This window comes from Desertihabitans aurantiacus (genome assembly GCF_003344635.1).
GTDB classification, from domain to species: Bacteria; Actinomycetota; Actinomycetes; order Propionibacteriales; family Propionibacteriaceae; genus Desertihabitans; species Desertihabitans aurantiacus.
In genome coordinates this window covers 1-26,891 of the sequence record NZ_QPKK01000002.1, presented here as the reverse complement: position 1 = coordinate 26,891, position 26,891 = coordinate 1, and the positions used below count along the sequence as shown (strand labels likewise).

Sequence of the window (26,891 nt, the reverse complement as noted above, 5' to 3'; positions counted from 1 at the left end):
CGTCGCCAGCGGTCGCAGGATCGATGTTGTGGTGCTGGAGCCCCAGCTCCGCCGGCCGTCCTGGGAACGGGTTGAGCTCGCGTACCCGGGTCAAGCACCCATGGTCGTCATGACGAAGAACCCCTGCAGGCGGGATGCCGAAGCAGCGGACCGTCTCCTCACCGGGATGGAAGTCCAGGTCGCGCACCCCACGAGGATGTCACCGCGCCCGGTGGTGGTCGTCGGGCGTGTGACAGCCTTCAAATCGTGCACGAGAGCGAGGACTGGGAGGCGTACTTCCGCCTCCACGTGGGGCGACCGGTGCGCTCCGACTTCCTGGACGCACTCGGTCTCGTCGACGCAGAAGCACCGAGGACAGCGATCGACCTCGGCGCCGGCGACGGGACCGAGACGAGCTTCCTGCTCCGCGAGGGCTGGCAGGTGCTCGCCGTCGACGCGACGGCCGGCCTGCGAGCTCGTGTTCTGCGGACCGCGCCGGCGGAGAGCGCCGAGCGGTTGAGCGTCTGGGAGACCACGTTCGCCCAGATCGAGGACCTCCGTCCCGCCACGCTCATCTACGCCGGCATGTCGCTCCCGTTCACCACCCCTGCCGAGCTCCGCCACACCATCGACCTGATCACCGCCGCGCTCGGACCGAGCGGTGTGTTCGCCGGGCACTTCCTCGGTGAGAACGACGACTGGAGCACCCGACCGGGCGTGACGACCCTGACCAGAGCGGAGCTCCTTACCTTGCTCGATCGCTTCACGGTCCAGATCCACCGCGAGTCCGAGCGCGACGCGCCCTCCGGCCTCGGACCGAAGCACTGGCACACGCACTTCGTCGTGGCGACTCGCCCGAGCGAGTGAATCGCACCTCTGCGACGTCCGGAGTCGATGAACCCGGGTGACTCGATCGTCGAGCAGCGCTTCTGCAGCGCTTGGCGATCGTCTGGCTCGACGTGGGAGGCCGGACACAGGCGCCACCACACCACCGATATCGAGCACGCTTCCCGTGCAGCCGACGCGACGCCTAGCGCAGCGCGTTCAGCTCATCGAGAGCGCGATGGCCCCGCCCGACCACCGCTGGGACGACCTTCTGGCGCCCGCCACGGATCGGGATCTCGAGCATGTGGAGGATGTGCGCCGCCGCGAGCACCGCCGTCCCCTCCCAGCCGACCAGGTCCAGGGTCCTGGCCCACAGCCGCCTGCGGACACCGTCCAGCAGCGGGTCCTGGAAGGTGTACCACGCGAGGGCCGTCAGATCAGTGGCGCGTGTACCGCTCCCTGCGTTCCCGATGTCGACGACCGCCACCACCGCTCCGCCGCGGACCAGCACGTTGTTCGGGGTGGCGAGATCGGCATGGACCATGTCGGGTGCGTCCCGTGGTGGTGGAGCGTCGGCACACAGGAGCCGTACGCGCTCCACCAAGACCGACACCGCGGGGGAGTGCCCCGCGAGCCCAGCGATGGACCTGCGGAGGCCCGACTGCTCCGGCGTCTCCCCGACGGCAGACCCGTCGGTTGGGATCTCCTGACCGGTGGCGACCCGCCAGGCGTACGACCAGTGGTCGTAGGGCTCGGAGGCCTGACCGGCCTGGAGCTCGATGATCTCCATCAGCTGCTCGATGAGTGACGGCGTCAGCGCTGACGCCGGCGCCGCGTCCACGAGCTCCATGAGGTGCCAGACATGGGTCGCCGTGGCCCCCACTCCGAGCCAGGCCGGGGTGGGATACCCGTGGCGGCGCATGTGCTCGGCCACCCGCTGGGCGCGCAGCGTCTCGTCCAGGTGGTGATCGTGTGCCCGCGGCACCGCTTTCAGGACCGCTGGTGTCGTGCCACCCAGCTGGACGCGCACGGCACCCCCGTTGACGCCCCCGGGTAGGCGACTGAGGAGGGTGACCTCTGCCCCGACCGTGCTGGCCACGTCGTCGACGACCTCGGCCGGCAGCGCTTCGGGATGAGCGGAGCACACACCCAGACACCTTACGGCCGAGCCCGCGGCCCAGCCGCTGCTCGGGCGACCAGACGAACCGGCGAGCCCGTCCGGAAGGGCAGCCAACACACAGGCTGCCGTCCATGCGAGGCGTCGTCGGGCACTCAACCACCGCTCGCCGACGTGCGCCGTGCCCCCGAGACCGCAGAGCCGCACTGCTGGGCCACCACGGCCGCGGGCCTATCTGTCCAGGTCGATGATGTGCGACAGGAGCGGTCCCGTGTCGATCATGGTCACCGGTGCGCCGGTGACCTCCTCGACGTGGGTGATGAGGTCGCGGACCCGCGGGGTGATGTGGGCTGGGTCGGTTCGGCCGCGCATAGCGGGGTCGTAGTGGTCGGTGAACGTCAGGGCGATCTTCGTCGGACCGTTCAGCATGGCGGCGTAGGCCAGGAGGTCGTCGTCGATGCGGTGGGCCTTCCGGCGCGGCCGCCCGGTGTTGACGCCGTACTCGGCGATGCCTCGGGCTTCCGCTTCCGCGTGGGTCATCTCGTGGGGTAGCGGTCCCTGACCGACTCGAGTCGGCATGGCCTTGACCACGAGGAGGACGTCGCTGAGGTGGCGCCAGTTCAAGCCGACGTCGTCGATGGCTGCGGCCGTCGTGCAGTTCTTGACGGTGGTGCACGGGTACTCGTAGCTGAAGGACACCGACAGCTGGGTGCCTTGCGCGCCCTCGATCAGGACTTCCTCGCCGGCGGCTGCGCGCCTGTTGGCTTCGACGGCGACGTCGGTGGAGAGATGGGCGAGCGACGCGTGGTCGCGAGCTTGGCTCGCGGTCCGGTTGACGTACCTGGCCCGGGCCGGACCGACGCCGCTGCCGCTGGTGCCGACGACGTCACGCAGGAACTGGTCCTGCTGGTCGGCCTCGATGTCCTCGGCGGTGATCACGCCGCACCGGTGGTCGATGGTGGTCCGGTCCTGCAGGCCGTAGCGCTCCATCTCGCTCAGGAGGGTGTCGGGATGGACCAGGACGCCGGGCCCGACGGCGAGCTGGGTCTTCGGGTTCACCCAGGCCGTGGGCAGCTGCCGCTGCTTGACGTGGGTGCCGTCAGGCAGCGTGAAGCTGGCGCCGGCGTTGGTCCCCACCCCGGCGCGGACGGCCAGGCTGGCGTCCAGCGTGGTGGCGAGATGGGCGCAGGCCTTCCCCTTGCCGGAGTCCCCCCAGAAGGCGTCGACGATGACGGTGACGGGCATCAGCTCTCCTGCCGGAACGGGTCGCGGTCGAGGTCCGTGGCGCCGAACCCCACGATGGAGACGAGGTTGTCGGCCTGGTCAGCCGGGAGGAGCTTGCGACGCAGCTGGACCAGGTGCGGTCCGTACGTCTCCTCGAGCTCGGAGTGGTGGGTGGCGTAGATGGCCGCGAGGTAGGCCTCGTCACGGATCAGCTTCTCCACCACCTGCACCACCGCCGGCTGGTTGGTGCACAGCGCAGAGGGCTCGGCGCCCAGGTTGGCGATGACCGCGGTGGAGGAGTCGCAGACCATCGTCAGCACGTGGCCAGCCACGGTGCGATCCGGGCTCTCGTGCTGGTAGACCTCACCGAAGTCGAGACTGGTCTCGCCGAAGAGGTTGAGCACGACCTGGCAACCCGAGTTGGCCGCCGCCCGGAGAGGGCCGGCGAGCCAGTCCATGTCGTCGCTCCAGGCGCAGACCCCGATCCGGTGCCGCGCCGTGTCGGCCAGGCTGGCCACCCGGTCGATGATCGCCTCGAGGCTGTGCAGCGTGTAGAAGGACGTGGCCGCAGGCGGTGGTGCGACCCGAGCCAGGTCGGCGATCAACGCGTCGGCTCGGCGGCTCGTCGAACGCTTGATGCGTCCGAACACGTCTGCGGGTGGAACGGCGAGGAACCGCGCCGGGCCGCTCGCCGCAGCGATGCGGGTGACGCACTCCCTGGTGACCAGCTGTTCCAGGGCCGCGTACACGTTCGCCCGCTGCAGACCCGCCTCCTTGGCGAGCTCGTACCCCGTCGCTTCGGGGCGCTTGAGCAGGGCCACGTACACCCGCGCCTCGGACGCGGTGAAGCCGAGGGCGGTCATCTCGTCGATCACGTGCCGCCAGCCTAGGCAGGGCGTAGTAGTTCCCGCAACTACTTCCCGTTCGAAGCAGTGACATCAGTGGTCAAGAGCATCCCCGCTACGGCGGACTGGTTCACTCGGGCAGGCCGACCGCGTCAGAGCTCTGCGCTGGGCTGGCCCGACGGCCCATGACCTGTGCGTCAGGCCGGAGGAGCCCGAGGTGGTGCCACCCGCGGGACCGGAAGAGCCGGACCGCCGGGTCCTCCGGGTCCGGGGAGGTGCCGAGCAGCGCGCGGTCGTGCGGCAGCCCGGCCAGCACCGCGTCGTGCAGCGCCCCGCCCGCCCCCTGTCGGCGCGCGTCGGGCAGGACGGCCAGCTCGACGAACTCGAAGTGCCCGCCGACCCAGCCCTCGACAGCGGCGCCGAGCTTCTCCACGACCGCGTCCGGCCAGAACTGCCCGCGCTGGCCGGTGTAGCCCCAGCTGAACCCCACCAGGCGACCACGGTCATCGTGAGCCGTCCCCAACCGGTAGTCGGCGCGGCCGCGGTGCCGGTCCCACACCTCCGCACGCCAGGCGTCAGCTTCCGCCACCGGCCCGAACACCGCGTTCCAGACCCGCAGCACGTCGTCCCGGAAGCCTGCCGCTGCCCGGGCGTCGTGCACCGTCACTTCCATTCGATGAGTTCCTGTCTCTCTGCGACTGCTTCCTGGCGTTCGGAGTGCTCACAGGTCACGCCTGCCCGCGGCACCGAGGTGGGTGGTCGGCGTTCTGACGTCCCTCACCATCCGGATCTCGGGGATGCCCTCGTGCTTGGAGGCGCCATCGGCGACGAACCCGTGCTTGCGGTAGAAGGCCTGTGCGCGCGGGTTGGGCTGGGCCACCCAGAGCGCAGCCGGCCCGTCAGCCACCACCGCGTGCAGCAGCCGGGCCCCGACGCCCGAACCGTGGTGCTCCTCGAGCAGGTAGATGACGAAGAGCTCGAGCGGCCACGTCGCGTCGTCATCTCGCGGTCTGCCCGCCGACACGATCCCGACGATCTGGCCCAGGTGCTCGGCAACCACGACGGCGGTCGTTCCCTCGGCTTGCTCGGTGATCGCTCGCACCCACCACCGCTGCCTCCGTCCGGGCATGTCCGGGTCGTCGAGCACGGTATCGGGGACGATGCCGCGGTAGGTCTGGCGCCACGACTCGACGTGGACGGACGCCATGCCAGGGGCGTCCTCCGCGACGGCGGCCCTGACGACGTACTCCTTCATGTGTGGAGGCTAGCCAGGACGAGCCGTGCGGAGGAGGCCGAGTAGCTCGCTCACAGACGAACGTCTCTAAGTCGCGGCCTTTCACCTCACCAGGCATGCGCGGTGGAAGGCGATCTCCAGGCAAGCCGTCGTCCGCGACGGGTATCCCGCGGGCTCGCCGGGCGCTGGGTTTCAGAAGTCCGCTCCCGACAGTGGGAACTGCGGCTGTCGCCTTGGCGGTCTCTACGCACGGGCTGGAGCGTCTCGGGCACGCGCCTGCTTTCCTCGCGGCGCTGTCGAGCGGATGCCAGCCACCGGGCAATTGCAACCGCAGCGCCTCAGCCACAGGTTCGATAGCGGATCCCCTAACCAGGCAGCGCCCTTACCACCGAGACCAGCGAGCCGCGGCGCGCGGCGGCTCACCTCGACTTCTCACGTGTCGTTTACTGCGCGACGACGGTCACTGAGTCAAGGCGCAGTGCGGCGGTTGCGGCGACATCGAAGAGGCTGGACCGGACGTCCCTGGCGTTGGACCAGTCTCGCTTGTCCCACTCGGCTCCGGCGACGCTGTCCCCGGCGTACAAGAGCTGCCCCAGCCGTACTCCACGGAAGCGCGCTACGGCGATGAACGCGGCCGCTTCCATCTCCACCACCAGACAACCTTCATCGACCCGGCGGGCGATCCGAGTGCGTGGCTCGCGATAGAACGCGTCGGTGGTCCAGGTCCGACCAACCAGGTAGTCGGCGCCCATCGCGTCGAGGGTCTCCTGTATCGCCACGACGCCTACGGGGTCGGCGTCGATCACCCGTCCCGGCGGGGCGTAGTGGTAGGAGGTGCCCTCGTCACGAACCGCGCTATGGACGACCACCGGGTGGCCGAGCACGAGGTTCGGAAGGAGGGCTCCCGCTCCACCGACGACGATGAAGGATCGCCCACCCGCAGCGATGACCTCTTCCAGGAAGCCAGCTGCGATCGGTGCACCGACGCCGGGGTGGAACACAGCGACACGGCTGGGCCCATGCGCGACCGAGTAGACCGGGTGCTGGCCGTGCGCAGCACTGAGTACGCCGATCCGCTCGGTGTCCTGGCGCCTGGCGAGTTGGTCGATCAGTTCAGCGAAGAAGCAGATCACCACCGCGCTCGGCACGTTTGCGTCCGCGGTGAACCCAACAGGAGTGATCAGCCCGGGCTCGGCCAGGTCGTCCTCGAGCAGCGGAAGCAGCGGCGGGTCGGCAGGCATGAGCCGAGGTTAGGCCGCCCCGGCATCGTCGGCACACTGATTCGACCTGCCAGCCACCCGGCTGCGGTGGGGTTCGTCGGACTCCGATGCTGCGATGGAGCCGCGAGAGTCACTGGCTGTCCGATACTCGGTAGTGGATCGCGCACCAGTGCTCCAGGGAGCCGGGGGCGCCGCCTTCGCTCGAAACCCCCTGGTCGAGAAGTAGGCGGCCTGGTCACACGGTTGTCGAGCAGAGCACTCATGGGATAGGCGTGTCGCGGGCCCGAGGGTTGCTGGAAGCCATCGTCAGTGAGCTGGTCGAAGTCGTTGGAGGGTCCACGACTGCAGTCACTGCAGAACGGGCGGCGCTTCGTCGGACGATCGGCCTGACAGACTCCGGGGATGCATTTCACCGAATGCGACACGAGGCTGGCGGCCTACGGCGTCATCGTCGACCCGGCCGAGGGGGTCCTGCTCACCTGGTACAACAACCCTCGCCCCGGCCCGGCGTGGACGTTGCCCGGCGGTGGCGTGGAGTACGGCGAGTCGCTCGAGGAAGCGGTCGTCCGAGAGGTGAAGGAGGAGACGGGCTATGACGTGAGTGTCGGGCGACCCCTGACCACGCACAGCGTCAGTCCTGACGGACCACGACCACCTCGGCCGTACCGGTCGGTCCGGGTCTTCTTCACCGCCACCGTGGTGGGCGGACAGCTGGGCACGCTCGAAGTCGGAGGGACGACCGACTTCGCGCGCTGGGTGGCCCTCGACCAGGTGCGACACCTGCACCCCCAAGCAGACATCGTCGACATCGCCCTCACCGCTTGGCAGCAGTACCGCTGATCCGGCGGGCCGACCGGCGGCGCGCCGGGGCAGGCAGGCACCGTTGGTGCAGCCGTCTGGTCTGCTCGGAACCATGGTTACTGAGTTGTTCGCCAGCCCGGCTCACTGCGTCGCGAACGCGTCAACTCAGCCCCCTGGAGTGGCCCCGGCCGGGTCATGCAGCAGCCCCGCGGCAGCCCGGCTGACGTAGTTGCTGAGCGCGAAGTCGCGCAGCTCTCCTTCGCCGATCAGGTGAGCACCACAGGCAACCTGCAGCGACAGAGTGGCTCGGTGATGCATCGCTCGAGTGAGCAGGGGCTCGTCCACCATTTCGGCTACGGCTGCTGCGCCGTAGACCCCGATCAAGGGAGCAACGTCAATGGCTCGATCTGCCACGCAAGCATGGTCGAAGTCGATCAGAGACACTGCCCGACCGTCGTCCCACAAGACGTTGTGGGGGCCGAAGTCGCCATGGACGAGCGCGCCTGGCTGGTCAGCTTCAACGTCCAGGACGGCCGCTACCAGGCGGTCGGCCAGTGCTCGCAAGCGTCGCGGTAAGGGCACGGTCACCTCTTGCACGATCTCTGGCCACCGCTGTCCGCCGCACCATGACCGAACTTCGGGCAGCACTTCCAACCGGCTGGTGTCAACACCGGTCAACTGATCGAGGAGACGCTGGTACTCGACAGCGAGATCGGTGTTCCAGTCGCGATCGGCTCCGTGCACGCCGGGCACCCGGCTGATGAGGATGGCGGTCATGTGCTCGTCACCAAGGGGGCCGTCCAGTACGGATGGGACCGCGGTGGTGAGGCCGAGACCGGCTACCACTCTCGCGATGGCCGCCTCACGTGCACTGCGAGCCGGATGGCCGTTCCCAACGGCGCCGCGCATGATTGGCGCGCCTCGGGACAACACCACCTGGTGAAAGGCGCCCTGCCGCACCTCCGCGCCGGTCCAGTCCACCCGCGGCCACCTGGCCGCCGCCCACGCTCTCAGGGCCTCGGACTTGTCGTCACCCATCCGCGGAAGGTAGCAGCGGCGTCCGTGGCACCCACCCCTGGCGGAACTGCTCACAACCGACCGTCACTCGGGCAGTTCTAGCCGTGGGTTTGATGCGTCGTCCAGCCGCAGACCGGGGCTCTCGCCGACCTCGCACCTTCGACGGTCGCCCCGGGTCCGAACTGGCATCTCGGCGGTGCCCAGCACGCCGATTCATCGCGACGATCACGGCTAGCTGCACGAGTCACGCCGTCAGGTCCTTCGCTCACTCGAAGGCCTGCAGGAGTACCAGGTTGGGCGCCCGATGAAGCGACCGGCACGAACCTGCTGGGCGTTGTCAAGCACCTGATCATCGAGGGCGGGTACCTGAGTGCCTGTCTGCAACGGCCATCTCCGCGCGCGCGGCCAACTCGGACAACTATCGACGAGTCGCGGGCCTACATCGTCGACTTGCACGAGCAAGCCTGTGCCCACTCCGACCGTGTGCTCCGTGAGGTGGGTCAGGGCACCCGGCCAGCGTGCCGTGGTGGGCCGAGTACCGGCAGCATCTGGAGGCGGTCGCTCGACACTTCTCGCCCTAACCAGACGACGGCGCATCCGGGTAGAGACAGAAGGGGTGGCCGTCGGGATCGAGCATGACTCGCACGTCCTTCTGGGGCTGGTGCTCTGCCAGGGACGCCCCGAGCGCTCGGCCGATCTCGGCCCGCTCACTGCTCGAGTCACGGCCATGCACCGCGCGAGCCGACATCCGTCGTCGGTGCTCGATGACCGCCGATGCGGAGATGCCGCTCGAGCAGCACCCGCAGCGGGTCGACCAGCGACGAGGGCAGCTAGCCCAGAAGTGCCAGTGCGCGTCGCAGGCTGCTGGTCACGTTCGCGGTTCCCCGGACGTCGCCGATCGTGACGTGGTGCGCAACCTGGCCGACCAGGCTGTTGACGATCGAGCGAGCCAGCCTCTCGCGTAGCGACCGGTCGAGCGGCGTGCCGTAGCCGGCGAGAAGTGCGTCGAGGTCGGGTTCGGAATGAGCCCACGACGCGACGGAGCCGAGGTCGCCCACCGGGGAGCCGCCGTGCCACATGCCCCAGTCGATGACACTGCTGACGCGGAGGTCGGTGTCGATGAAGAGGTGATCAGGCGTGGCGTCGCCATGGCAGAGGACGAACCCCGTCAGCGGAGGGACGTCGGGTGAGTCGCCGAGAAGAGCCACGATCCGCTCGACCTCAGTGGGACTGAGTCCGGCGGCGACCAGGTGCGGACGCTCGGCCAGTCGCCTGGCGACGAAGTCGCGGCGCAGCTCGTGCGGATCCGGCCAGGATCCCGCGTGGTCCGGACGCCACACCCCCGGTGTACGCACCGAGTGCAGCCTCGCCAGCACCCGCCCCAGGTTGGCCAGCACCATCGCGCGGTCGGTCGTCGACAGCCGCGGCAGGAGCTGAGCCAACGCCACACCCGGGGCGCTCGCGACGACCATCGCCGGACGTCGACCGGTGCTGGTCTCGACGGATGTCTCGAGCAACACCTGAGGCACTGGGACGCCGGCCTCCCGCGCCTGCCTCATCGCCCACGTCTCACCGTCGAACAGCTCGTCCGGCTGACGTCCGACCCGGACGAACACCGTCGAGCCGCTGCTCAACTCGGCGCGGTAGACCTCGTTGTCATAGCCGTTGACCACCTGCTCCAGCTGAGCCGGCCGATCCTCCGTCGCGTCAGCGAGGAGGACCCGGATGGCGTCGACCGGGAGCGAGACCTGTGCATGCCACCCGGCCAGGAACGACTCTTCCGGCACGTGCCCATTCCCGCACAGATCGGCCCGGCGCGCACAGGCTTCGGGGAGATCGCGACTCGTCCAGCACGTCGCATCTGACCAGTGACGACAAAGTCTGCGCGGCCCGCACCCGTGTTCCCGGACGTCGCACCTCGGACGCGAGTGAGTGCTTCGACGTACCCGACAGGTGCGGGCTACGAGTTCTCAACATGTGCAGTCGGCAAGGCAACGCGGGAGCGAGGCGCGCGACCGGCCTGAGCCAGACCCGCACTACTCGCCACACTCGTCCTCCGATACCGGCCGGCATGCCGAGCTGCTGGCCGGCGTCGAACGCTCTGGTCCTCGGCCGGGTCAGCGGGGAACACTCCGAGGGTGGCGACCACATCGAACTGGGGAACGAGCCCACGACAGAGCGTCGAACGAGAGTGCCGCGAGCGCGGGCAAGCGGCGGTCATCGACGGATGTGTCGAGCTCTTGCGTGGAAGCACCGACGTCGACCCGACCCTGGTCCTCGCACTAGGTGGCCGCCGGCGCAGTGGGCGGTGTCCGGCGGTGTCAGCAATCCGGACTACTGGTTGCGGGTGTGGGCGGCGAGAGGACTGCTGTGGGTCTGGGAGGACCGGGCCGCGCCGGTGATCGAGGAGGCGCTGGGGGACTCCGCCTGGCGCGTTCGCGAGATGGCCGCCAAGGTCGCGGCGAGGCACCAGCTCGGTGATCTGCTCGAGCTCCTGCAACAGCTGCGTGACGACCACCCCGACCGGCGCGTCGCCGCGGCCGCCGCGCGCGCCATCGCCCGAATCAGCAGTGCGAACGCCTGAGCGCACTCCCCGGCCGGGCTCGAGCCCAGAAGATGACGGCAACTTCAACGTCCCGGAGTTGCCGCTCGATGCGTCACCAATGCCTACCCTTCCAGGGCTGCCCGGTGTCGATCGTTGTGTGAGCCGGTCGCTCGACCGTGGGCTCCGGCGATCCGTCCGGCCCCGCGCGCAGGCTCGCCATCGGCCCGACCGCAAGAACATGGGCGACTTCGCCGTTCCGTTCTGGTAGTCCAGGTTGGGTGACGACCACTGCAGGCCCGAACGCCGAGGCTGTACGAGTGCTGCTCATCTGCTGCGTCAATCCGAAGGCGCCCCATCCCGCAGCGGCCAGAGACTTGTACACCGGTCCGCTGTTTCAGCGGTCGCGGAGGTACGCCGAGCAGCAACCCCACCCCTGGTACATCCTCTCTGGCGAGCACGGCCTCGTCCGACCCGACGACTGGCTGGCCCCGTACGACACCGGCCTGCACGACACCACCGATGTCTACCGCCGGGCGTGGGGAGCTTGGGTCGTTGCCAAACTGCTGAAGGAGCAGCGTGGGTTGGAGGGTGCAACGGTGGAGGTGCATGCCCCGAAGGGCTACATCGAGCCGCCGACAGCGCCTCTGGCCGCCGCCGGTGCCTCCCTGAGCCTTCCTCTCAGCAGCGTGGCTTGGGAGGACTGGCCAAGGTGGTACGACGCCCGTGTTCCACCCGACAGCGCCTCCTGAGTCGGAGTCACCCTCGCCGACCGCGCCAGAGGGAGCACTCGCTGGGCGTGACGGCGACCGGGCTCACAAACGATCGTCACTTGGACAGTACGGCGAGACGAAGCGACGGTGGCGCGATGACATGATCGAGCGATGGACTGGGCACCACAGACCCTTGTCAGGTTCCAGAGCGCGGTCGCCAACCGGCTGGGTCGGTTCCCCGGCGTCTTCGCGATGGCCAACGGTCTGGCCCATCAGGGTCTTCTCAGCCCCGAGGACCACCAGTGGTGGCGATCGGCCAACGACGCCGCCAACGCGGCCTACCACGACCCGAGCACCGTCGACCCCTCCTGCTACGACCCCACCCTCAACCCCGGCGCCCGCTCCTGGTTCAAGAGCGACGCCACCGGCCTGCTCTCCACGGTTCAGCAGTACCTAGCGCTGCTCGACCGCTACGCCGTCCCCTGGCACGAGCTGCGCACCAGAACGCCGGGTCGCATCGTCTACGAGGACGACGTCCAGGTTGTCGCCGTCCCGCATACCCATGCCGAGCACTGGCCCTTCGACACAACACGCACCGCAGCCGCCGGGGAGGCGTCGCAGCCGCTCGAGGCGAGCGTCGCCGTTGACACCCAGCGTCCTGGCCGACGAGGATCGGGCTGCCGGCGGTCCGTCCAGCGCCGAGCCCGCTGAGAACCGGCCCCAGCCCGGTGCTCGTGAAGGCGAAGGGGATTCGATTCCTCTGGACTGCTGACCCGTGTTGACCTCTTTCTCGTGTGTCTCACCGCTGGGGGCTGTGACCACGTCGAGAGGACGCGCATGTCGGTGCTGAGGGTGGCTGTCGGACAGGGCATCGGGTCGGAACGACCGAGCGCCCAGGCGGTCCGGGACAACGCGACCGCGATCTGCGAGGTGATGCGGGAGGCCCACCAGGCCGGGGCACGGTTGGTGGTCTTCACCGAAGGCGCGTTGTCGACCTACCCGGGGAAACGGATGATGTCGTCCGATCCCGCTCGTCTCGCTGAGGCCGACTGGTCACGGATGCCGTGGGACGTGCTGGCGGTGGAGGTCGAGCGGGTGGCGGAGCTGGCCGGCGAGCTCGGCGTGTGGGTGGTGGTCGGGTCGGTGTGGCCGGCAGACGGTGCCGGCCGGCCGTTCAACAGCCTCCTCGTCATCGACGACACCGGCGTGGTGGTCGACCGCTACGACAAGCGTTACCTCTCCCGCACTGAGGCCGACTTCATGTACCAGCCGGGGGCTGCTCCAGTGGTCGTGGACGTCGACGGATTCCGGTTCGGTCTCCTGCTGTGCATCGAGGCGTTGCTGCCTGATGCGGTCATCGAGTACGAGACCCTCGGTGTCGACGCCGTCGTCATCTCCACCTTCACCGCTGCCACGCCCCAGCAGTCCCAGGACGACCAGCGCGCCCTGGCCCACGCCACCATGATCGACGGCTGGACCATCCTCGCGGCTCCCGGCACCGCACCCGGGCACATGCCGTCGGCGGTGGCCGCGGCGGGCTTCACCTGGTTGGCGCAGGGACGACCCGACGGCACCGTCCAGACGGTGATCGCCGATCTCGACCGGGACGAGCCCCGGATCCGCTTCGGCCGCGAACGAGGCCGGACCTGGCGCGAGCTGCACCGAGCCAGCGCTGCTAGTCGGTGAGAGTTCCTCAGCTGCGGCCCGGCGATCGCGTGCGACTCGTCTCCCCGGCCAGCACACCGCCGGAAGAGGCGTCCACCGGGGCGTGCAGCAACTGAAGTGTTGGCGCTACGGGTGGGCTGTAGGTCGCCCTGCCAGTGGCCCAGCACACTTGGGTGTCATGGCGTCTGCGCTCCCCCCTCACGGATTGCGCTCCTGGTGGCGGGAGGCCCCAGCCGCTACACCGGGCCGATTGGACGCCTCGACGCCTGAGGTGGCGGATCTGGCCCAGCGGATCGCCCCGGGCAGCCCGATCCGCGATCTCGGCGGCGCCTACAGCCTCAACCTCCACCTCGAGACAGCGGAGGTGGTGCTACGGATCCATCAGCCCTTCATCTCGCGTCGACGACTGCTCGACCTGCAGGCGGTCAGGCGGCACCTCATCGCTCGCGGCGTAAGAGGGCCGCGGCCGCTACGGCTGGCAGGGCGTCCAGTGTTCCGCTGCGCCGACCGATGGGCTCAGCTTCCTCACCGGCGACCACCGGAAGCCGATCCCGAGACGTGTGCTGTGCTCGCCGCCGATCTGGGGCGACTTGACCGGCACCTGAGGGGATTCGATGGTCGGCTCAGCAGACCTGTGGTCGCCACCTGGGCGACACCATCGACGCTGCGCCGATGGCTGTCGGTCACCCGAGCGGCTGTGAGCGCCGATGACGAGATGGCCGCCTTCGCTGCAGAGCTCAGCAGGCAGTGCCAGGCGATCGCGAGGCGGTGGATCCCGCTGCGCGACCTCCCGGCGCAGGTTGTGCACGGTGACGCCACCCTCGACAACCTGCCGCGCGACGATGCAGCACAAAGCATCGTCCTCGACCTCGGGTTCTCCGCGTACCGACCGCGGGTGCACGACCTGGCCTACACCCTGCACTGGACTCTGCTCGTCATGGGCACGCACGCCGTCGACCACTTCCCCCTCTGGACCCGTGAGTACGAGGACGCCTCGAAGGCGCCGCTGGACGAGGCCGAACGCCGTGCCCTACCCATCATCGCTGCCGCTACAGCTCTTCACCGACCTGCCATCGCCGGCCTTGCGTTCAACCCGGTAGACGACCTGCGTGGCCAGATTGGCTCTCTTGAGCTGGCCAGGACATGGCTCAGGCAGTAGGGCTGAGCCGATCCACCTCGGTCGGCGTTGATGAACGGACACTAAGGTCTTCCGATCCACCTCAACATTGCGGTTCCGAGCTGAATCGAGGAGCCACTCGCCCGCTTCGCTGCGCGAGAACTCCAGGACTACAGGAGGCGTTCAGAGATCGGATGCTCGAACTCCGGAGGGGCATCGGGGTGATAGGACTTTCGGGTAGCGCTTCGAGGCGGCGTGTCGTCGACCGACGCGGGTGCTCGACAGCCATTGATCGTGAGTCGCCCTTCAGTGCGACGTAACGAGGTTCAGGAGTTGCGTCGCGAAGTGAACCTGAAACGGGTGGTCCTCACTGTTGGTCAGCACCGCCACGCCCACCCCAACGGTCGGATACCAGGCGAGATCGCAGAGGAAGCCGAACCCCCCACCGCCGTGGTTGCGCACCAGCCGACCGTTCCAGACGCCGGTGTCGATCCCGAGTCCGTAGCCGACGTGTTGCCCCGGAGAAGCATCCGGCACCTGGTACATCTGCCGCAGCAGCTCCGGTGTGAGGATGCCGCGGCCACCGTCCAGGTGGAAGGCGATGTACCTCAGTGCGTCGTCAACGCTGGCGTAAGCACCGCCAGCGGCCAGCATCGGGACTCTCAGCCGCGGTGGCGCGTTGTTGGAGTGTCCGACAGCACGGTCAGGATCGGCTTTGATGCGGGCGATGTCGAACGTGGTGCGATGTAGACCGAGGGGATGGAGTACAACCCGGTCGATGTAGGTTGCGAAGTCGGCCCCGCTGACCCTTTGGAGCACCAACGCTGCCAGGTCGATTCCGAGGTTCGAGTAGGAGTAGTGGTCCCCGACGGGAAACTCCAGCCACGTCTCGCTGATGCTCGCGCAGTGGTCTTCGAACGAATCGTCGCTGTTGTCATAGTTGGAGCCGCGCGGCGCCTCATGGACCAGACCCGACCGGTGCGACAACAGGTGCCGCAGCGTGATCCTTGCCTCAGGTGTGGACTCCCAACGGCTGTGAACGGTGAACTCCGGGAGGTACGCCGGCAGGGCTTCGTCGAGGTCGACCAGGCCGTCGCGGACAGCGCACATCACCGCCGTCGCGGTGTACATCTTCGACGCGGACTGGAGGCTGAAAAGGGTGCCGGTGGACACCGATCGACCGGCCTTCAGTGCCGTCACACCGAAGCCGGCCGACCAGAGCGGCCCGGTGCGATCACACAACCCGACGGCAAGACCCGGCACCCGGTGACGAGTGAGCAGGCGCAGGGCTTCCTCACCGGCCCAGCGCTGAGCAGCCTCCGACACGCTGGTCATCGCCACAAAGTCGCACGGCCATGAGGCCACTGTCCAACAGTTGCGGCACGAATGACTCTCCAGCCACGGTCCGAAGAGGGAACGCTGTGGCAGCGTCGTTCTGGCATCGGCTGCACCGAGACGACCTCGCGCTGAGCCTCCGGCTCGCCGCAGCAGCCGACGCGACCAGTGCCGGCTCTACGGCGGCTCGCTCGAAGTCATGTCGAGGCCGACCGCACCGCGGTGAGGATCGCCGATCTCTGCTGACCGTGATCGTCCGGCCGACACGCAGTTCTGGTCGCTACTGCGTCCGACCGCCTCCTAGCCGCTGCTCGAGACCATCTTCGTGAGGCGCCTCTCAGGGCAAGGAAGGCTGCGAGAGGTCGCTGGGGATCAGCGAGTAGATGACGAGGTCGCTGCGGCCACTGTTCGTGAAGCCCGCATTGCGCGCCGTTCCCTCGGCTGTGTACCCGGCCTTCTCTGCCACGCGCATCGAGGACGGGTTGTCCGGGGCGATGCGCAACTCGATGCGCTCGAAGTGGAGTTCGCGAAGAAGCCAGCGCGACAGCGTTGCAACGGCTTTTGGCATGAGGCAACGGCCGCGTGCGTGTGCTGCCGTCCAGTAGCTGAGCTCGGTGGTCATGGTCCGCCAGTCGATCCGCTTGGCATCGATGCTGCCCGCGAGCTCTCCGTTGTGCCGTACTGCGAGAACCAGCGCCTGGCCGGTGACCCGGAGTTCTCGCGTCGTGGTGGTGCACCAGGTGCGCGCCCGCTCGAGGGTGTAGGGCTCGGGAAGCGGAAAGCGGCGTCGCAACTCGGGGTCGTGGACAGCACGGTGCAACGCCGGTGCATCGCCGGGCCTCAGAGGATTCAGCGTGATGCTGTCATCGACCCGGATCTCGACGTCTGGAAGTGTCGGCACAAGTCTCAGTGTTGATGAACTGTGGGGCCTCAGCCGCCACTGGCTCTCGGCTCGCCGACGTCGTAGCGCCGGTGGATCGACCGTCGTGCACAAAGGATCGTCACCGAGCCGGTCCAGGAACCGGTGCGTCGTTCTCGTCTGACACTGGCCTGATGGCCGAGCCCACGTGTTGAGCGGTCGCGGCCTCTGCGGGGCTAGGGGCCGACGAGCCCGGTGCGGGCGAGCCAGACCGAGTAGAAGATGATCACGGCGGTGATCGCCCCGAGCGCTGAGATCAGCCAGAATCGGATGGTCACGGTGGTCTCGGACCAGCCGCTCAGCTCGAAGTGGTGGTGCAACGGAGCCATCTTGAAGAACCGCTTCCCGCCGGTGAAGCGGAAGTAGTAGCGCTGGATCAGCACCGAGGACGTGACCATCACGTAGATGACCCCGATGATGGGCAGCAGCAGCTCGGTCCGCGACAGGACCGCCAGCGCTACCAGGAACCCACCGATGCCGAGCGATCCGGTGTCACCCATGAAGATCTTCGCGGGGTAGCAGGACCACCACAGGAATCCGACCAGGTTCCCGAGCAGCGCGCACGTGACCACGGCCAGGTCCTGCGGGTGGACGGTGTCGAAGCAGCCCGGACCGCCCGCACCGGAGCAGGTGTTCTGGGCTTGGAACAGCAGCATCAGCGCGTAGGCGGACAGGCTGGAGATGGCGCACCCGGCGAGCAGGCCGTCCGCACCGTCGACGATGTTGACGCCGTTGGTCGTCCCGATCGACAGGAACCCGTACCAGACCAGCGCGAGCACCACCGCAACCACCGGACCCCAGCGGGCCAGGTCGAGCAGGCCCACGTCACCGACGAAGGTGATGTGGGAGGAGACCAGCGACCGGCCGGCCCGGTCCGCACCCCAGAGCGCTACCGGGACGAGGAGGGCGATGACCAGCAGCTGCCCGACGATCTTGGCCCGCTCGGGCAGCCCGGTGGAGTTCTGGTGATGGGTCTTGAGGTAGTCGTCGACGAACCCGACCGCGCCCATGCCGGCCATCGCGAGCAGGACCAGCACCCCGGAGGTCGTGACCTCCTGGCCCGTGACGGCGTGGGCGATAGAGTAGGCCACCACGGTCCCGGCCCCGAAGACCAGACCCCCCTTGGTCGGGGTGCCCTTCTTCACCAGATGGGTCTGCGGGCCGTCGGCGCGGACGAACTGGGACCAGCCCAGTCTCTTGAGGACCACGATGGCCGGCCGGGTCAGCAGTAGGCAGAACAGGACGCCGGTGCAGAAGGCGACGATGGCCGCAACCAAGAACGGTCACCTCCGTGATCAGGTGTGGAAGACGCGGGAGACGCTAGCGGCACCAACGGCTCGAGGCGGTTGGCCTCGCCGAGCAGGTGCACACGGATCCGACCGATCCTCATGACAGGACGCCGACGGACAGGCCGGCTCGAGAACGACCGCTCGAAACCACGCCATCGAAGGCCCCACGGTTCTGCGCGCCGTTTCGTCAGCGGTAGGGGGTGTAGCAAGCAAGCCAGGCTTGAGCGCCTGGTGGTGCCAGGTCACAACGGCTGCCGCGTCGCCGCCCTCAGGTGGGTTGAAGCCGTCCGAAATCGGGTACGCATCCGCGTCCGGCCGCAGATAATTGCACGCGCAGATACCGGAACAAACTGCGGCGCGCTCCCGCTCACCTGGGCGTGCCCCCGGGTGCTCCGACTGCTCACAAACGATCCACACTGTCTGCACCTAGTAGGAGCCGCTGTGTCTGTCCTGTTCACCCCGCTCGACCTCGGAGCACTTTCCCTTCCCAATCGCCTGATCATGTCCCCGCTGACGCGCTGCAGGGCCGGCGCGGGCCGCGTCCCCAACGCCCTGATGGCCGAGTACTACCGGCAGCGGGCCGGGGCCGGCCTGATCATCAGCGAGGCGACATCGGTGAGCCCGCAGGGAGTCGGCTACCACGGCACACCCGGGATCTGGAACGAGGACCAGGTCAACGGGTGGAAGCAGATCACCGCTGCTGTGCACGCTGAGGGTGGGCGGATCTTGCTGCAGCTGTGGCATGTCGGGCGGATCTCCGATCCAGAACTCCTCGATGGTGAGCTGCCGGTCGCTCCGAGTGCGGTGGCCGCAGACGGGTGGGTCCGTCGACTTCGCCCTAAGCGCCCCTACGTCGTCCCCCGTGCGCTGTCGACGGACGAGGTCAGTGCGATCGTCGCCGACTTCCGCCGCGCGGCGGAGAACGCGAAGCACGCTGGGTTCGAAGGTGTCGAGATCCATGCCGCTAACGGCTACTTGATCGATCAGTTCCTGCAGGACAGCACCAACCGCCGCACCGACCGCTACGGCGGATCGGTGGAAAACCGGGCTCGGTTCCTGCTGGAGATCACCGACGCCGTCGTCGACGTGTGGGGCGCCGACCGGGTAGGGGTGCACCTGCGTCCTCGAGGAGAGGAGCACGACATGGGCGACTCCGACCCCCGCGCAATCTTCGGCCACGTCGCAGCCCAGCTGCGTGAGCGAAAGGTCGCCTTCCTGTTCGTCCGGGAGATCGAGGCCGAAGACAGCCTGCTCAGCTACATCAAGGCGACCTTCAGCGGGCCCGTGGTAGCCAACGAGGAGATGAACGTCGACGATGGGCGGCGACTCATCAAGTCCGGCCACGCCGATGCCGTCGCCTTCGGCCGGGACTTCATCGCCACCCCCGACCTGGTGCAACGGGTCGCGGCCGGCGCTGAACTGAACATCCCCGACCCCGACACCTTCTACCCCAGGCCTGGACAGGATCCGGCAATCGGATACACCGACTACCCTGCCCTGATCGACGCAGCAGGCGAGTAGAAGGGGATTACCGGTGGCCTTCCCCGATGATGCGGTCGAGGTGCGTGCCCGGGGGTGGCGGGCAGTGGTCGCGTTCCATGATCTGGTCGACTCCGCTCTAGAGGCCGCCCTGCAGCAGGAGGTAGGTCTGTCGGTCGTCGAGTACACCGTGCTCGACGTGCTCAGTCGCCAGGTCGTCCACCACCTGCGGATGCAGCAGGTGGCTCGCGCTACCGCCTTGTCCAGCAGCGCGACCACCCGCCTCGTCGCACGGCTGGAGAAGCGCGGCCTCCTCACCCGGTTCATCTGTGTAGACGACCGGCGCGGCATCTACACCGAGCTCACCGAGGACGGCAGCAACCTGCTCGATCGCGCCCGGCCTGTCCACGACGCCGCACTCCAGTCCGCGCTGGATCAAGCCCAAACCGTCCCGGAACTTGCCCCTCTCACCGCCCTGGTCGAACAGTCCAGCCTGGCCCCACTGCGGCCGCCAGCCGTGGCCGGAGCTGCAGTGGCCAACTCCTAGGACAACCGTCCACTGACGTTCGTCTGTGAGTCGGGGTGGTGGAGGGGCTGCCTTGCGTGTGAGTCTCGCCGATGTGTCTAGCGCGAGCAGTATCCGGCTTCACCAGGTCGTCCCGTTGGTGGAGCGCCAACATGCGGTGATCGAGCACCTGCGTGCCCGGCACCCGAAGTTCACCACCGTCGGGCAGCTCGCCGACCTGGTCGGGGTCAGTCCACGAACGATCGAGCGGGACACCACCCGTCTGCGACAGGCCGGGATCCCGGTGGAGGCAGTCACCGGCCGCCGCGGCGGGTACCGCATCGCCGCACGGGCCGAGGCCTCCAGCTGTCTCCTGGCGAGATCTCGGGGTTGCTAGCGACGCTGGTCGCGGTCGGACCGTACGGCTCGGCCACCTGGACCTAGGAGACGGATGATCGCCCGCTGCAACAAGCCGGCCGGTGATGGCGCTCCGGACTCGCCACCGGCGCGCGGGATCGCCCGGTGGCGCGTTGTGGGTACCGTCCTACTCGTGTCAGATCACCCGCCGGAGTCCTGGGCGTGACGTCGTGACCGGGACGGACGGCACCCTGTCCCCGCTCGCGCTGGAACGGCTGGCAGCGCGGGCCCGGCGACGGAGACCGGTGATCACCACGACGGCACCTGTGCTGATCGGGAAGGGCGTCAGCACGCTGACCTACGCGCTGGCGTCGGGCGATGGGGACTGGGTGATGCGGGTGTCACGGTCCTATCCCGAGCCGTGGACCTGGCGAGGGGGTCGTCGGCACGAGGTCGCCCTCCTCGCTGAGCTGCGCAGCCGCGGCGTGCCCTGTCCCGCCGACGCCACGGTGCTCGAGGAGGTCGACGGGCTACCGGCGGCCATCCTCGAGCGGCGCGTGGGCGGGTCACCACTGCGTCCGGAGGACGTCCGACCCGGCTCACCCATGGTGCAGACGATCGCCACCTTGCTCGACCGCCTGCACAGCATGGACGCCGAGGACGCCGTCGCCCACGGCGTGCGGCGGGACGACCCGACAGCGGAGCTCCGTCACGCAGCGACCACGGTGGGCCTGGGCCCCGAGCTGCGGAACCGGGTGCTGCGCGTGGTCGACCGGCTCGAAGGTCGCGCAGCGATCCGGACGCTGTGCCACCGGGACCTCCGCGTCGAGCACCTCATGGTCGACGGCGACGGCGAGCTGACCGGGCTCCTCGACCTCGGCGAGGTAGGCGTCGACGACCCCGCCATCGATCTCGCGCTGCTGCACGGCGAGCTGGGCGCGGAGGTCGTCACCGAGATCGCCGCAGCGATGCGGACCTCCGACCCAGGCCTGGTCGACGCGGCCCGCGCGGTGCGGAGCCTGTGGCCGCTGCTCGAGCTGGTGCCGGGTGGTGAGACCTGGGGCGACCCGACGACCGCTCGCGACCGACTCGACGCCCTGGTGTGAGGTAGCAGCAGCGCAGCGTCATCACCGGAGCGGCGCTCGACGGGCCCCGTCCGGCAGGCGGGACCGGCGAGCCAGGACGGTGATGAGCAGGTCGGCCACGGTGAGCCCGGCCGCGACGGCGAGGGCCGCCCGGCGGGCCCCACGTGCCGGAGGCCGCCCGCGCAGGAGCAGCAGGCTCAGGGCCACGTCCATGACGTCCTCACCGACGAACATCCACAGCCGGGTACTGGCCGGCCGGCGGACGAACGCCGCGAGCACCGCGACCTGCCGGACGCCCAAGCACCGCGCCAGGGTGGTGCTGCGAGGGTCCCGCAGCCCGAGCCGGCGGGTCAGGGCGCCCGGCGCCAGCAGGAACAGCGCCGCCAGCAGGACGCTCGGGACGACCATCAGCCAGAAGGTGGGGCGGCTCACGCCGTCGTCCTGGGTCACCCCGGCCCGGTACCCGGCCCGCTCCGGACGACACGGAAGGCGTTCGGCGCGGCCGCAGGCGCCCCGGTGTCGCCACCGGGACGCGAGTCTCGTCGGGGTGCTCAGGAGCGCACCGGTCCGGTCGAGCCCCGCACCACCAGGTGCGTGGGCAGCACCACCGAGCGTCGCTCGGGCCCGCCGGTGAGCAGCAGCGACACCGCCGTCCGTGCGGCGCGCTCGGTCGGGCTGGCGATGGTGGTCAGGGCGGGGGAGGTGCAGGCCCCGATGAAGGTGTCGTCGCACCCCACCAGGCTGACGTCCTCGGGCACCCGCACGGAGCGCTCGGCGAACCGCTGCAGCATGCTGATCGCGATCATGTCGTTGAAGGCGATCACCCCCGTTGCGCCGAGGTTGACCACCGCCTCCGCGGCACCCGTGCCGGCGGCGTGCGAGGGCGGGTGCGGTCCGGTGCGAGTCGCCTTCGCGCCGAGTCGGGCGGCCGTCCGGCTGATGCTGCGCCAGCGTCGCTCGCTCGACCAGGACGTCCGCGGCCCGCTGACGTAGACGAGTCGGCGGTGCCCCAGCGAGACCAGGTGCTCCACCGCCTCGGCCATCCCCGCCGCGGTGTCGAGGACCACGCTGCCGCCCCGCCGCCGGGGGCGGTTGATGGTCACCAGCGGCACCGTCGCCCGCTCCAGCGCGTCGATCCGTGCGTCCGGCAGCCGGGGGATGCCCAGCACCGCACCGTCGCAGAGGTCCTTGGCACGGGTCAGCAGCACCTCCTCCAGCGCGTCAGATCCCTCGGTGTCGATCAGCAGCTGGTGCCGGCCGGCGGCGCGCAGCTCGTGGTGGGTGCCGCGGATGAGGTCGACGGTGAACGGGTCGCTGATGTTGGGCACCAGGACGGCGACCACCCCGGTCCGCGTGCCGCCACCACCCTCCGGCGGCTGGGGCGGGCGCGAGGGCCGGTAGCCCAGCTCCTCGGCGGCCACCTCGATCCGGTGACGGGTGTGCACGTTGACCCGTCCCGGGTCCGACAGCGCGCGCGACACCGTCGAGACCGCCACCCCGGCGCGCGCGGCCACGTCGGCCAGGGTGGTGCGCCCGGCCGCGGCGCCGCCGACCGGCGCGACTGGGGACGCCATGCCGAGATCGAACCATCATGGCAACTTCTTGGCAAACCTCTTCCGCTGTTGCCAGCACCGGTCCTACGCTGCACGACCATGAGCCACGCCGTCGTGGGCAGCGAACCCGTTCCCGCCGACGCCGTCGTGGAGCAGGGCACCCGCCCGCCGACCGGATCCGGCGCCTCCGCCGGACCCCGCCCGAGAACCTCCTGAGGAGTCCCCCTGCCATGAGCACCACCTCCAGCCCCACACCGACATCCGGGCCCGTGCGCGTCCTCGTCGTCGGCTGCGGCGTCATCGGCAAGCACCACGGCATCGTGCTGACCCGGCACCCCTCCTTCGAGGTGGTCGGCCTGGTCGACCCGGTGGCCGAGCGCGCCGCCGCCGTGGCGCAGGCCGTCGTCGACGAGGGCGGGACGGCCCCGCAGGAGTACACCGACCTCGAGACCGCGCTGGCCGCCGGCGGCGCCGATCTGGCCGCCATCTGCACCCCGAGCGGGATGCACGTCGACCAGGCCGAGCAGGCCCTGGCCCGTGGCCTGCACGTGGTCATCGAGAAGCCGCTCGACGTCACCGTCTCCAAGAGCGCCCGCTTCACCCGCCTGGCCGCCGAGGCCGCCGAGCGCGGGCAGGTCGTCTCGGTGATCAGCCAGCACCGCTTCGACCCCGGCGCGGTGGTGGTGCGGCGCACCCTCGACGAGGGCGGCTTCGGCACCCTCACCAGCGCGCTGGCCTCGATGTCGTGGTACCGCAGCCAGGGCTACTACGACTCCGGCGACTGGCGCGGCACCTGGGAGCTCGACGGCGGCGGCGCGGTGATGAACCAGGGCGTGCACACCGTCGACCTGCTGCGCTGGTTCCTCGGCCGCCCGGTCGAGGTCTTCGCCCACGTGGCCCAGCTGGCCCACGAGCGGGTCGAGGTGGAGGACACCGCGACGGCCACCGTCCGCTTCGAGTCCGGTGCGCTGGCGACCATCTTCTGCACCACCGCGGCCTACCCGGGCCTGACCACCCGCGTCCAGGTGCACGGCACCCGCGGCTCGGCGATCATCGACAACGACGAGCTGCGCTACCTGCACGTGGGCGACGGCGAGGTCGCCGACAACCTGCGCGCTGCCAAGGTCACCGGCAACCAGGCCGAGGCCGCGCTCGGTGACGAGTTCGCCGGCTCGCGCAACGAGCCCGACAAGTTCGTCGCCGGCCACCTGCGCCAGTACGACGACATCGCCGCGGCGATCAGCGAGGGCCGGGCTCCGCTGGTCGGGGCCGAGGACGCGCTGCTGTCCCAGGCCCTGGTGCGCTCGATCTACGTCTCGGCCGCCCTCGGCCAGGCCGTCCAGGTGCAGGACGTCCTCGACGGGCGTCACGACGACGTGGAGCCGGTCGTCCCCGGCGCCACCCCTGCCACCGTGGGGGTGCCGGCATGAGGTTCTCCGTCTTCACCGCCTCCACGCCGGAGTGGACGCCCGAGGAGGCCGCCCGCACGCTGGCCGAGCAGGGCTACGACGGCATCGAGTGGCGGGTCGTCGACGACCCCGGCAGCCCCGACGGCAAGCCGGGCTTCTGGCGCGGCAACCAGGCCACCTGGCCGCTGACCGGGCTGGAGGAGTCGGTCGAGGAGATCGCGCGGGTCAGCGAGGAGGCCGGGCTGGAGATCTCCGGGCTCTGCCCCTACGTCCCGGCCACCCGCCGCGAGGACGTCGAACGCGTCATCGCCGCCACCGCGGCGGTCGGCGCCAAGCAGCTGCGGGTCAGCGTGCCCGGGGTGGGCGCGGACGAGACCTACCCCGAGGTCTTCGACCGGGTCCGCGAGGCCTACGCCTGGGTGGCCGAGCGGGCCGCGGCCCACGGCGTCAAGGCGCTGGTCGAGCTGCACCACCGCACGCTCACCGCGTCCGCCTCCTCGGCGCTGCGGCTGCTCGACGGGCTCGACCCGGCCGCGGTGGGCGTCATCCACGACCTCGGCAACCTGCTCGCCGAGGGCCAGGAGGACCACCGCTGGGCCTTCCAGCTGCTGGGCCCCTACCTGGCGCACGTGCACGTCAAGAACGGCGTGTGGCGCAGCACCGGCACCCGTGACGACGGCACGGTGGACTGGGAGTTCGGGTGGGCGACGCTGAGGGCCGGGCAGGCCGACGTCGCTGCCTACCTGACCGCCCTCGCCGAGCACGGCTACGACGGCTGGGTGACGGTGGAGGACTTCTCCACCGAGCTCCCGCTGGCCGAGCGCACCGCCGACAACCTGGCCTACCTCCGCTCGCTGGTGGCCTGACCTCCGGGGCCCGCGGCACGTTTGCCGCCGGCCCCGGAAAAAGTTGTGGCAAGGGCTTGCCACATCCCACGCGTCCGGGATTGACTGTGCCGCAGTCGCGACCCCCGGGCAGGCCTGGCCTCCGGGCAGCGTGACGCGACGGACCTCCGATGAAGCAGGTGAGAACGACATGGCGCTCGACCAGTCAAGCAAGCGCTTACGAGACACCCCCCGTGCCCGCGCGATGGGCGCGGTGCTGCCGGCCGACCGCGGCGACCGCCACCGTCGCGGGACGAACCGCTGGACCCGCGACCGGCTGCTGGTGCTGCTGGGACTGCCCGGCGCCGTGGCGCTGCTGATGTTCCAGTACGTGCCGCTGATCGGCAACGTCATCGCCTTCCAGGACTACCAGCCCTACCTGGGCGTGGGGGAGTCGGAGTGGACGGGGCTGGAGAACTTCTCCTTCCTCTGGGAGGCCGACCCCGAGTTCCTCACCGCGCTCTACAACACGCTGGTGCTGACGGTCATCCAGACGGTGCTGGTCTTCCCGATCCCGCTGGTGCTGGCGCTGCTGCTCAGCAGCCTCGCCGGTGAGCGGCTGAAGCGGGTGCTGCAGTCGGTGCTCTACCTGCCGCACTTCCTGTCCTGGGTGATCGTGGTGTCGCTGTTCCAGCAGATGCTGGGCAACGCCGGCATGCTCAACACCTTCCTCGTGCAGAACGACCTGCCGATCGTCGAGATCATCGGCGTCCCGGAGCTGTTCAAGGCGCTGCTCACCTCGCAGGTGATCTGGAAGGACGCCGGCTGGGGCACCATCATCTTCCTGGCCGCGATCTCGAGGATCGACCAGGAGCAGTACGAGGCCGCCGCCGTAGACGGCGCCAACTCCTGGAAGCGGCTGTGGCACATCACGCTGCCGGCGCTCAAGGGCCTGTTCATCCTGCTGCTGATCCTGCGCCTGGGCCAGAGCCTGTCGGTCGGCTTCGAGCAGATCATCCTGCAGCAGGGCCCGGTCGGCATCCCGGCCAGCGAGGTGCTCGACACCTACGTCTACAACAACGGCATCCTCGGCGGCGACTGGGGCCTCTCGGCCGCGGTCGGCCTGGTCAAGGGGATCGTCGGGGTGCTGCTCGTGATCGGGGCCAACAAGCTGGCCCACGTGTTCGGTGAGAGAGGGGTGTACGAGAAGTGAGCACGCAGGAGTCCACCATCGGCACGGACACCGTGCGCGACGAGATGAAGGCCAGCACCCGCACCGGCGAGCGCAAGCGTCCGGTCTGGATGGAGAAGCCCAGCCTGCTGGTGCAGATCGGCAAGACCCTCGTGCTGGGGATCTCGGTCGCGCTGGTGATCGTCCCCTTCTGGTCGATCATCGCCACCTCGCTGGCCTCCCAGGAGACCATCAACGCCGCCGCCGGCGGCATGGTGATGTGGCCCGGCCCGATCGACCTGTCCTCCTACACCGCGGTGCTGGGCGGCGGGGTCGTCACCCGGGCGATGATCATCTCGATCCTCATCACCGTGGTCGGCACCCTGCTGTCGCTGGCCACCACCGCCGGGCTGGCCTACTGGCTGTCCCGCTCCGGGGCGGCCGGTGCCAAGCCGATGACGCTGCTGGTGCTCGGTGCGGTGCTCTTCACCCCGGGTCTGATCCCGACCTACCTGGTGGTGCGCCAGCTCGGGCTGATCGACTCCTACTGGTCGCTGATCCTCCCGGTGATGATCAACGCGTTCAACGTCATCGTCATGCGGGCCTTCTTCCAGGACCTGCCCCGTGAGCTGTTCGAGTCCGCCGCCATCGACGGCGCCTCGAGCG

Annotated in this window: 28 protein-coding genes and 1 pseudogene; 15 read left to right on the top strand and 14 right to left on the bottom strand. The window is 69.4% G+C overall.

Annotation, left to right across the window (positions count from 1 at the left end; all coding sequences use genetic code 11):
- Window positions 1–246 precede the first annotated feature (246 nt).
- Entirely contained in the window at window positions 247–846 is a 600-nt protein-coding gene (locus DVA66_RS00530) for a class I SAM-dependent methyltransferase (protein ID WP_114558259.1), read from the top strand.
- Between the two features lie 163 nt (window positions 847–1,009).
- Here the strand turns inward: DVA66_RS00530 and DVA66_RS00525 are convergent, their stop codons facing one another.
- From DVA66_RS00525 to DVA66_RS00500, 6 genes are all read right to left on the bottom strand, one after another.
- Window positions 1,010–1,903 (bottom strand): phosphotransferase, encoded by an 894-nt coding sequence (locus tag DVA66_RS00525; protein ID WP_269801578.1) that lies wholly within the window; start codon window positions 1,901–1,903, stop codon window positions 1,010–1,012.
- A gap of 249 nt (window positions 1,904–2,152) precedes the next feature.
- Window positions 2,153–3,166 carry an adenylosuccinate synthetase gene (locus DVA66_RS00520; RefSeq protein WP_114558257.1) on the bottom strand — a complete coding sequence of 338 codons (1,014 nt, stop codon included), beginning with the start codon at window positions 3,164–3,166 and terminating at the stop codon, window positions 2,153–2,155.
- Complete coding sequence (locus tag DVA66_RS00515) at window positions 3,166–4,020, bottom strand: TrmB family transcriptional regulator (RefSeq protein ID WP_114558256.1); 855 nt, start codon at window positions 4,018–4,020, stop codon at window positions 3,166–3,168. The genes DVA66_RS00520 and DVA66_RS00515 overlap by 1 nt, the downstream gene beginning before the upstream one ends.
- Before the next feature lie 100 nt (window positions 4,021–4,120).
- Window positions 4,121–4,663: a GNAT family N-acetyltransferase gene (locus DVA66_RS00510; protein WP_114558255.1), complete on the bottom strand. Its 543-nt coding sequence runs from the start codon at window positions 4,661–4,663 to the stop codon at window positions 4,121–4,123.
- Between the two features lie 48 nt (window positions 4,664–4,711).
- On the bottom strand, window positions 4,712–5,245 hold the full coding sequence (locus DVA66_RS00505; RefSeq protein WP_114558254.1) for a GNAT family N-acetyltransferase: 534 nt from the start codon (window positions 5,243–5,245) through the stop codon (window positions 4,712–4,714).
- A 422-nt stretch (window positions 5,246–5,667) separates the two neighbouring features.
- Window positions 5,668–6,465 carry a nucleoside phosphorylase gene (locus DVA66_RS00500; protein ID WP_198671358.1) on the bottom strand — a complete coding sequence of 266 codons (798 nt, stop codon included), beginning with the start codon at window positions 6,463–6,465 and terminating at the stop codon, window positions 5,668–5,670.
- A gap of 381 nt (window positions 6,466–6,846) precedes the next feature.
- Between DVA66_RS00500 and DVA66_RS00495 the strand changes: the two genes are divergently transcribed.
- Window positions 6,847–7,284, top strand: a complete 438-nt coding sequence (locus DVA66_RS00495) for an NUDIX hydrolase (RefSeq protein ID WP_114558253.1) — start codon at window positions 6,847–6,849, stop codon at window positions 7,282–7,284.
- 126 nt (window positions 7,285–7,410) lie between these two features.
- On the opposite strand, the gene DVA66_RS00490 is transcribed toward DVA66_RS00495, so the two are convergent.
- The 3 genes from DVA66_RS00490 to DVA66_RS00480 form a co-directional block, all read right to left on the bottom strand.
- Complete coding sequence (locus DVA66_RS00490; protein WP_114558252.1) at window positions 7,411–8,283, bottom strand: aminoglycoside phosphotransferase family protein; 873 nt, start codon at window positions 8,281–8,283, stop codon at window positions 7,411–7,413.
- Window positions 8,284–8,839: 556 nt separating this feature from the next.
- Window positions 8,840–9,010 carry a VOC family protein gene (locus DVA66_RS21460; RefSeq protein ID WP_232821653.1) on the bottom strand — a complete coding sequence of 57 codons (171 nt, stop codon included), beginning with the start codon at window positions 9,008–9,010 and terminating at the stop codon, window positions 8,840–8,842.
- Between the two features lie 82 nt (window positions 9,011–9,092).
- Entirely contained in the window at window positions 9,093–10,049 is a 957-nt protein-coding gene (locus DVA66_RS00480) for a phosphotransferase family protein (protein ID WP_157973744.1), read from the bottom strand.
- Between the two features lie 521 nt (window positions 10,050–10,570).
- Here DVA66_RS00480 and DVA66_RS00475 point away from each other — a divergent pair.
- The 5 genes from DVA66_RS00475 to DVA66_RS00455 all read left to right on the top strand — a co-directional run bounded on the left by DVA66_RS00475 (window position 10,571) and on the right by DVA66_RS00455 (window position 14,341).
- The gene (locus tag DVA66_RS00475; RefSeq protein ID WP_198671357.1) at window positions 10,571–10,846 is read left to right on the top strand and encodes a HEAT repeat domain-containing protein; all 276 of its coding nucleotides are present in this window, start codon (window positions 10,571–10,573) and stop codon (window positions 10,844–10,846) included.
- 239 nt (window positions 10,847–11,085) lie between these two features.
- A complete protein-coding gene (locus DVA66_RS00470) occupies window positions 11,086–11,556 on the top strand; it encodes a DUF6884 domain-containing protein (protein WP_157973743.1) in 471 nt (156 codons plus the stop codon).
- 132 nt (window positions 11,557–11,688) lie between these two features.
- On the top strand, window positions 11,689–12,228 hold the full coding sequence (locus DVA66_RS00465; RefSeq protein ID WP_157973742.1) for a hypothetical protein: 540 nt from the start codon (window positions 11,689–11,691) through the stop codon (window positions 12,226–12,228).
- 141 nt (window positions 12,229–12,369) lie between these two features.
- Complete coding sequence (locus tag DVA66_RS00460; RefSeq protein ID WP_157973741.1) at window positions 12,370–13,203, top strand: carbon-nitrogen hydrolase family protein; 834 nt, start codon at window positions 12,370–12,372, stop codon at window positions 13,201–13,203.
- Between the two features lie 229 nt (window positions 13,204–13,432).
- Window positions 13,433–14,341 (top strand): phosphotransferase enzyme family protein, encoded by a 909-nt coding sequence (locus DVA66_RS00455; protein ID WP_157973740.1) that lies wholly within the window; start codon window positions 13,433–13,435, stop codon window positions 14,339–14,341.
- Window positions 14,342–14,605: 264 nt separating this feature from the next.
- Here DVA66_RS00455 and DVA66_RS00450 read toward each other — a convergent pair whose 3' ends face one another.
- The 3 genes from DVA66_RS00450 to mraY form a co-directional block, all read right to left on the bottom strand.
- Window positions 14,606–15,634, bottom strand: coding sequence for a serine hydrolase domain-containing protein (locus tag DVA66_RS00450; RefSeq protein WP_157973739.1), 1,029 nt, complete (start codon window positions 15,632–15,634; stop codon window positions 14,606–14,608).
- Between the two features lie 337 nt (window positions 15,635–15,971).
- Window positions 15,972–16,535 (bottom strand): GNAT family N-acetyltransferase, encoded by a 564-nt coding sequence (locus DVA66_RS20695; RefSeq protein ID WP_157973738.1) that lies wholly within the window; start codon window positions 16,533–16,535, stop codon window positions 15,972–15,974.
- A gap of 194 nt (window positions 16,536–16,729) precedes the next feature.
- Window positions 16,730–17,830 carry a phospho-N-acetylmuramoyl-pentapeptide-transferase gene (gene mraY, locus DVA66_RS00440; protein ID WP_114558244.1) on the bottom strand — a complete coding sequence of 367 codons (1,101 nt, stop codon included), beginning with the start codon at window positions 17,828–17,830 and terminating at the stop codon, window positions 16,730–16,732.
- A gap of 453 nt (window positions 17,831–18,283) precedes the next feature.
- Here mraY and DVA66_RS00435 point away from each other — a divergent pair, with 453 nt between their 5' ends.
- The 4 genes from DVA66_RS00435 to DVA66_RS00420 all read left to right on the top strand — a co-directional run bounded on the left by DVA66_RS00435 (window position 18,284) and on the right by DVA66_RS00420 (window position 21,289).
- Window positions 18,284–19,363, top strand: coding sequence for an alkene reductase (locus DVA66_RS00435; RefSeq protein WP_114558243.1), 1,080 nt, complete (start codon window positions 18,284–18,286; stop codon window positions 19,361–19,363).
- Between the two features lie 13 nt (window positions 19,364–19,376).
- Window positions 19,377–19,868 carry a MarR family winged helix-turn-helix transcriptional regulator gene (locus DVA66_RS00430; RefSeq protein ID WP_114558242.1) on the top strand — a complete coding sequence of 164 codons (492 nt, stop codon included), beginning with the start codon at window positions 19,377–19,379 and terminating at the stop codon, window positions 19,866–19,868.
- Between the two features lie 25 nt (window positions 19,869–19,893).
- Window positions 19,894–20,223, top strand: a complete 330-nt coding sequence (locus DVA66_RS00425) for an HTH domain-containing protein (RefSeq protein ID WP_332872849.1) — start codon at window positions 19,894–19,896, stop codon at window positions 20,221–20,223.
- A 190-nt stretch (window positions 20,224–20,413) separates the two neighbouring features.
- Window positions 20,414–21,289 carry an aminoglycoside phosphotransferase family protein gene (locus DVA66_RS00420; protein ID WP_157973737.1) on the top strand — a complete coding sequence of 292 codons (876 nt, stop codon included), beginning with the start codon at window positions 20,414–20,416 and terminating at the stop codon, window positions 21,287–21,289.
- 21 nt (window positions 21,290–21,310) lie between these two features.
- Here the strand turns inward: DVA66_RS00420 and DVA66_RS00415 are convergent, their stop codons facing one another.
- Entirely contained in the window at window positions 21,311–21,700 is a 390-nt protein-coding gene (locus DVA66_RS00415) for a hypothetical protein (protein WP_157973736.1), read from the bottom strand.
- 119 nt (window positions 21,701–21,819) lie between these two features.
- Window positions 21,820–22,842, bottom strand: coding sequence for a LacI family DNA-binding transcriptional regulator (locus tag DVA66_RS00410; RefSeq protein WP_114558239.1), 1,023 nt, complete (start codon window positions 22,840–22,842; stop codon window positions 21,820–21,822).
- Window positions 22,843–23,051: 209 nt separating this feature from the next.
- Here DVA66_RS00410 and DVA66_RS00405 point away from each other — a divergent pair, with 209 nt between their 5' ends.
- The 4 genes and pseudogenes from DVA66_RS00405 to DVA66_RS00390 form a co-directional block, all read left to right on the top strand.
- Window positions 23,052–24,251 carry a Gfo/Idh/MocA family protein gene (locus DVA66_RS00405; RefSeq protein ID WP_114558238.1) on the top strand — a complete coding sequence of 400 codons (1,200 nt, stop codon included), beginning with the start codon at window positions 23,052–23,054 and terminating at the stop codon, window positions 24,249–24,251.
- Window positions 24,248–25,096 carry a sugar phosphate isomerase/epimerase family protein gene (locus DVA66_RS00400; RefSeq protein ID WP_114558237.1) on the top strand — a complete coding sequence of 283 codons (849 nt, stop codon included), beginning with the start codon at window positions 24,248–24,250 and terminating at the stop codon, window positions 25,094–25,096. Before DVA66_RS00405 ends, DVA66_RS00400 begins: the two co-directional genes overlap by 4 nt.
- Window positions 25,097–25,265: 169 nt before the next feature.
- On the top strand, window positions 25,266–26,267 hold the full coding sequence (locus DVA66_RS00395) for an ABC transporter permease (RefSeq protein ID WP_232821652.1): 1,002 nt from the start codon (window positions 25,266–25,268) through the stop codon (window positions 26,265–26,267).
- Window positions 26,264–26,891: pseudogene (locus tag DVA66_RS00390) on the top strand (carbohydrate ABC transporter permease); the annotation flags it as partial. The gene DVA66_RS00395 and the pseudogene DVA66_RS00390, both read left to right, overlap by 4 nt.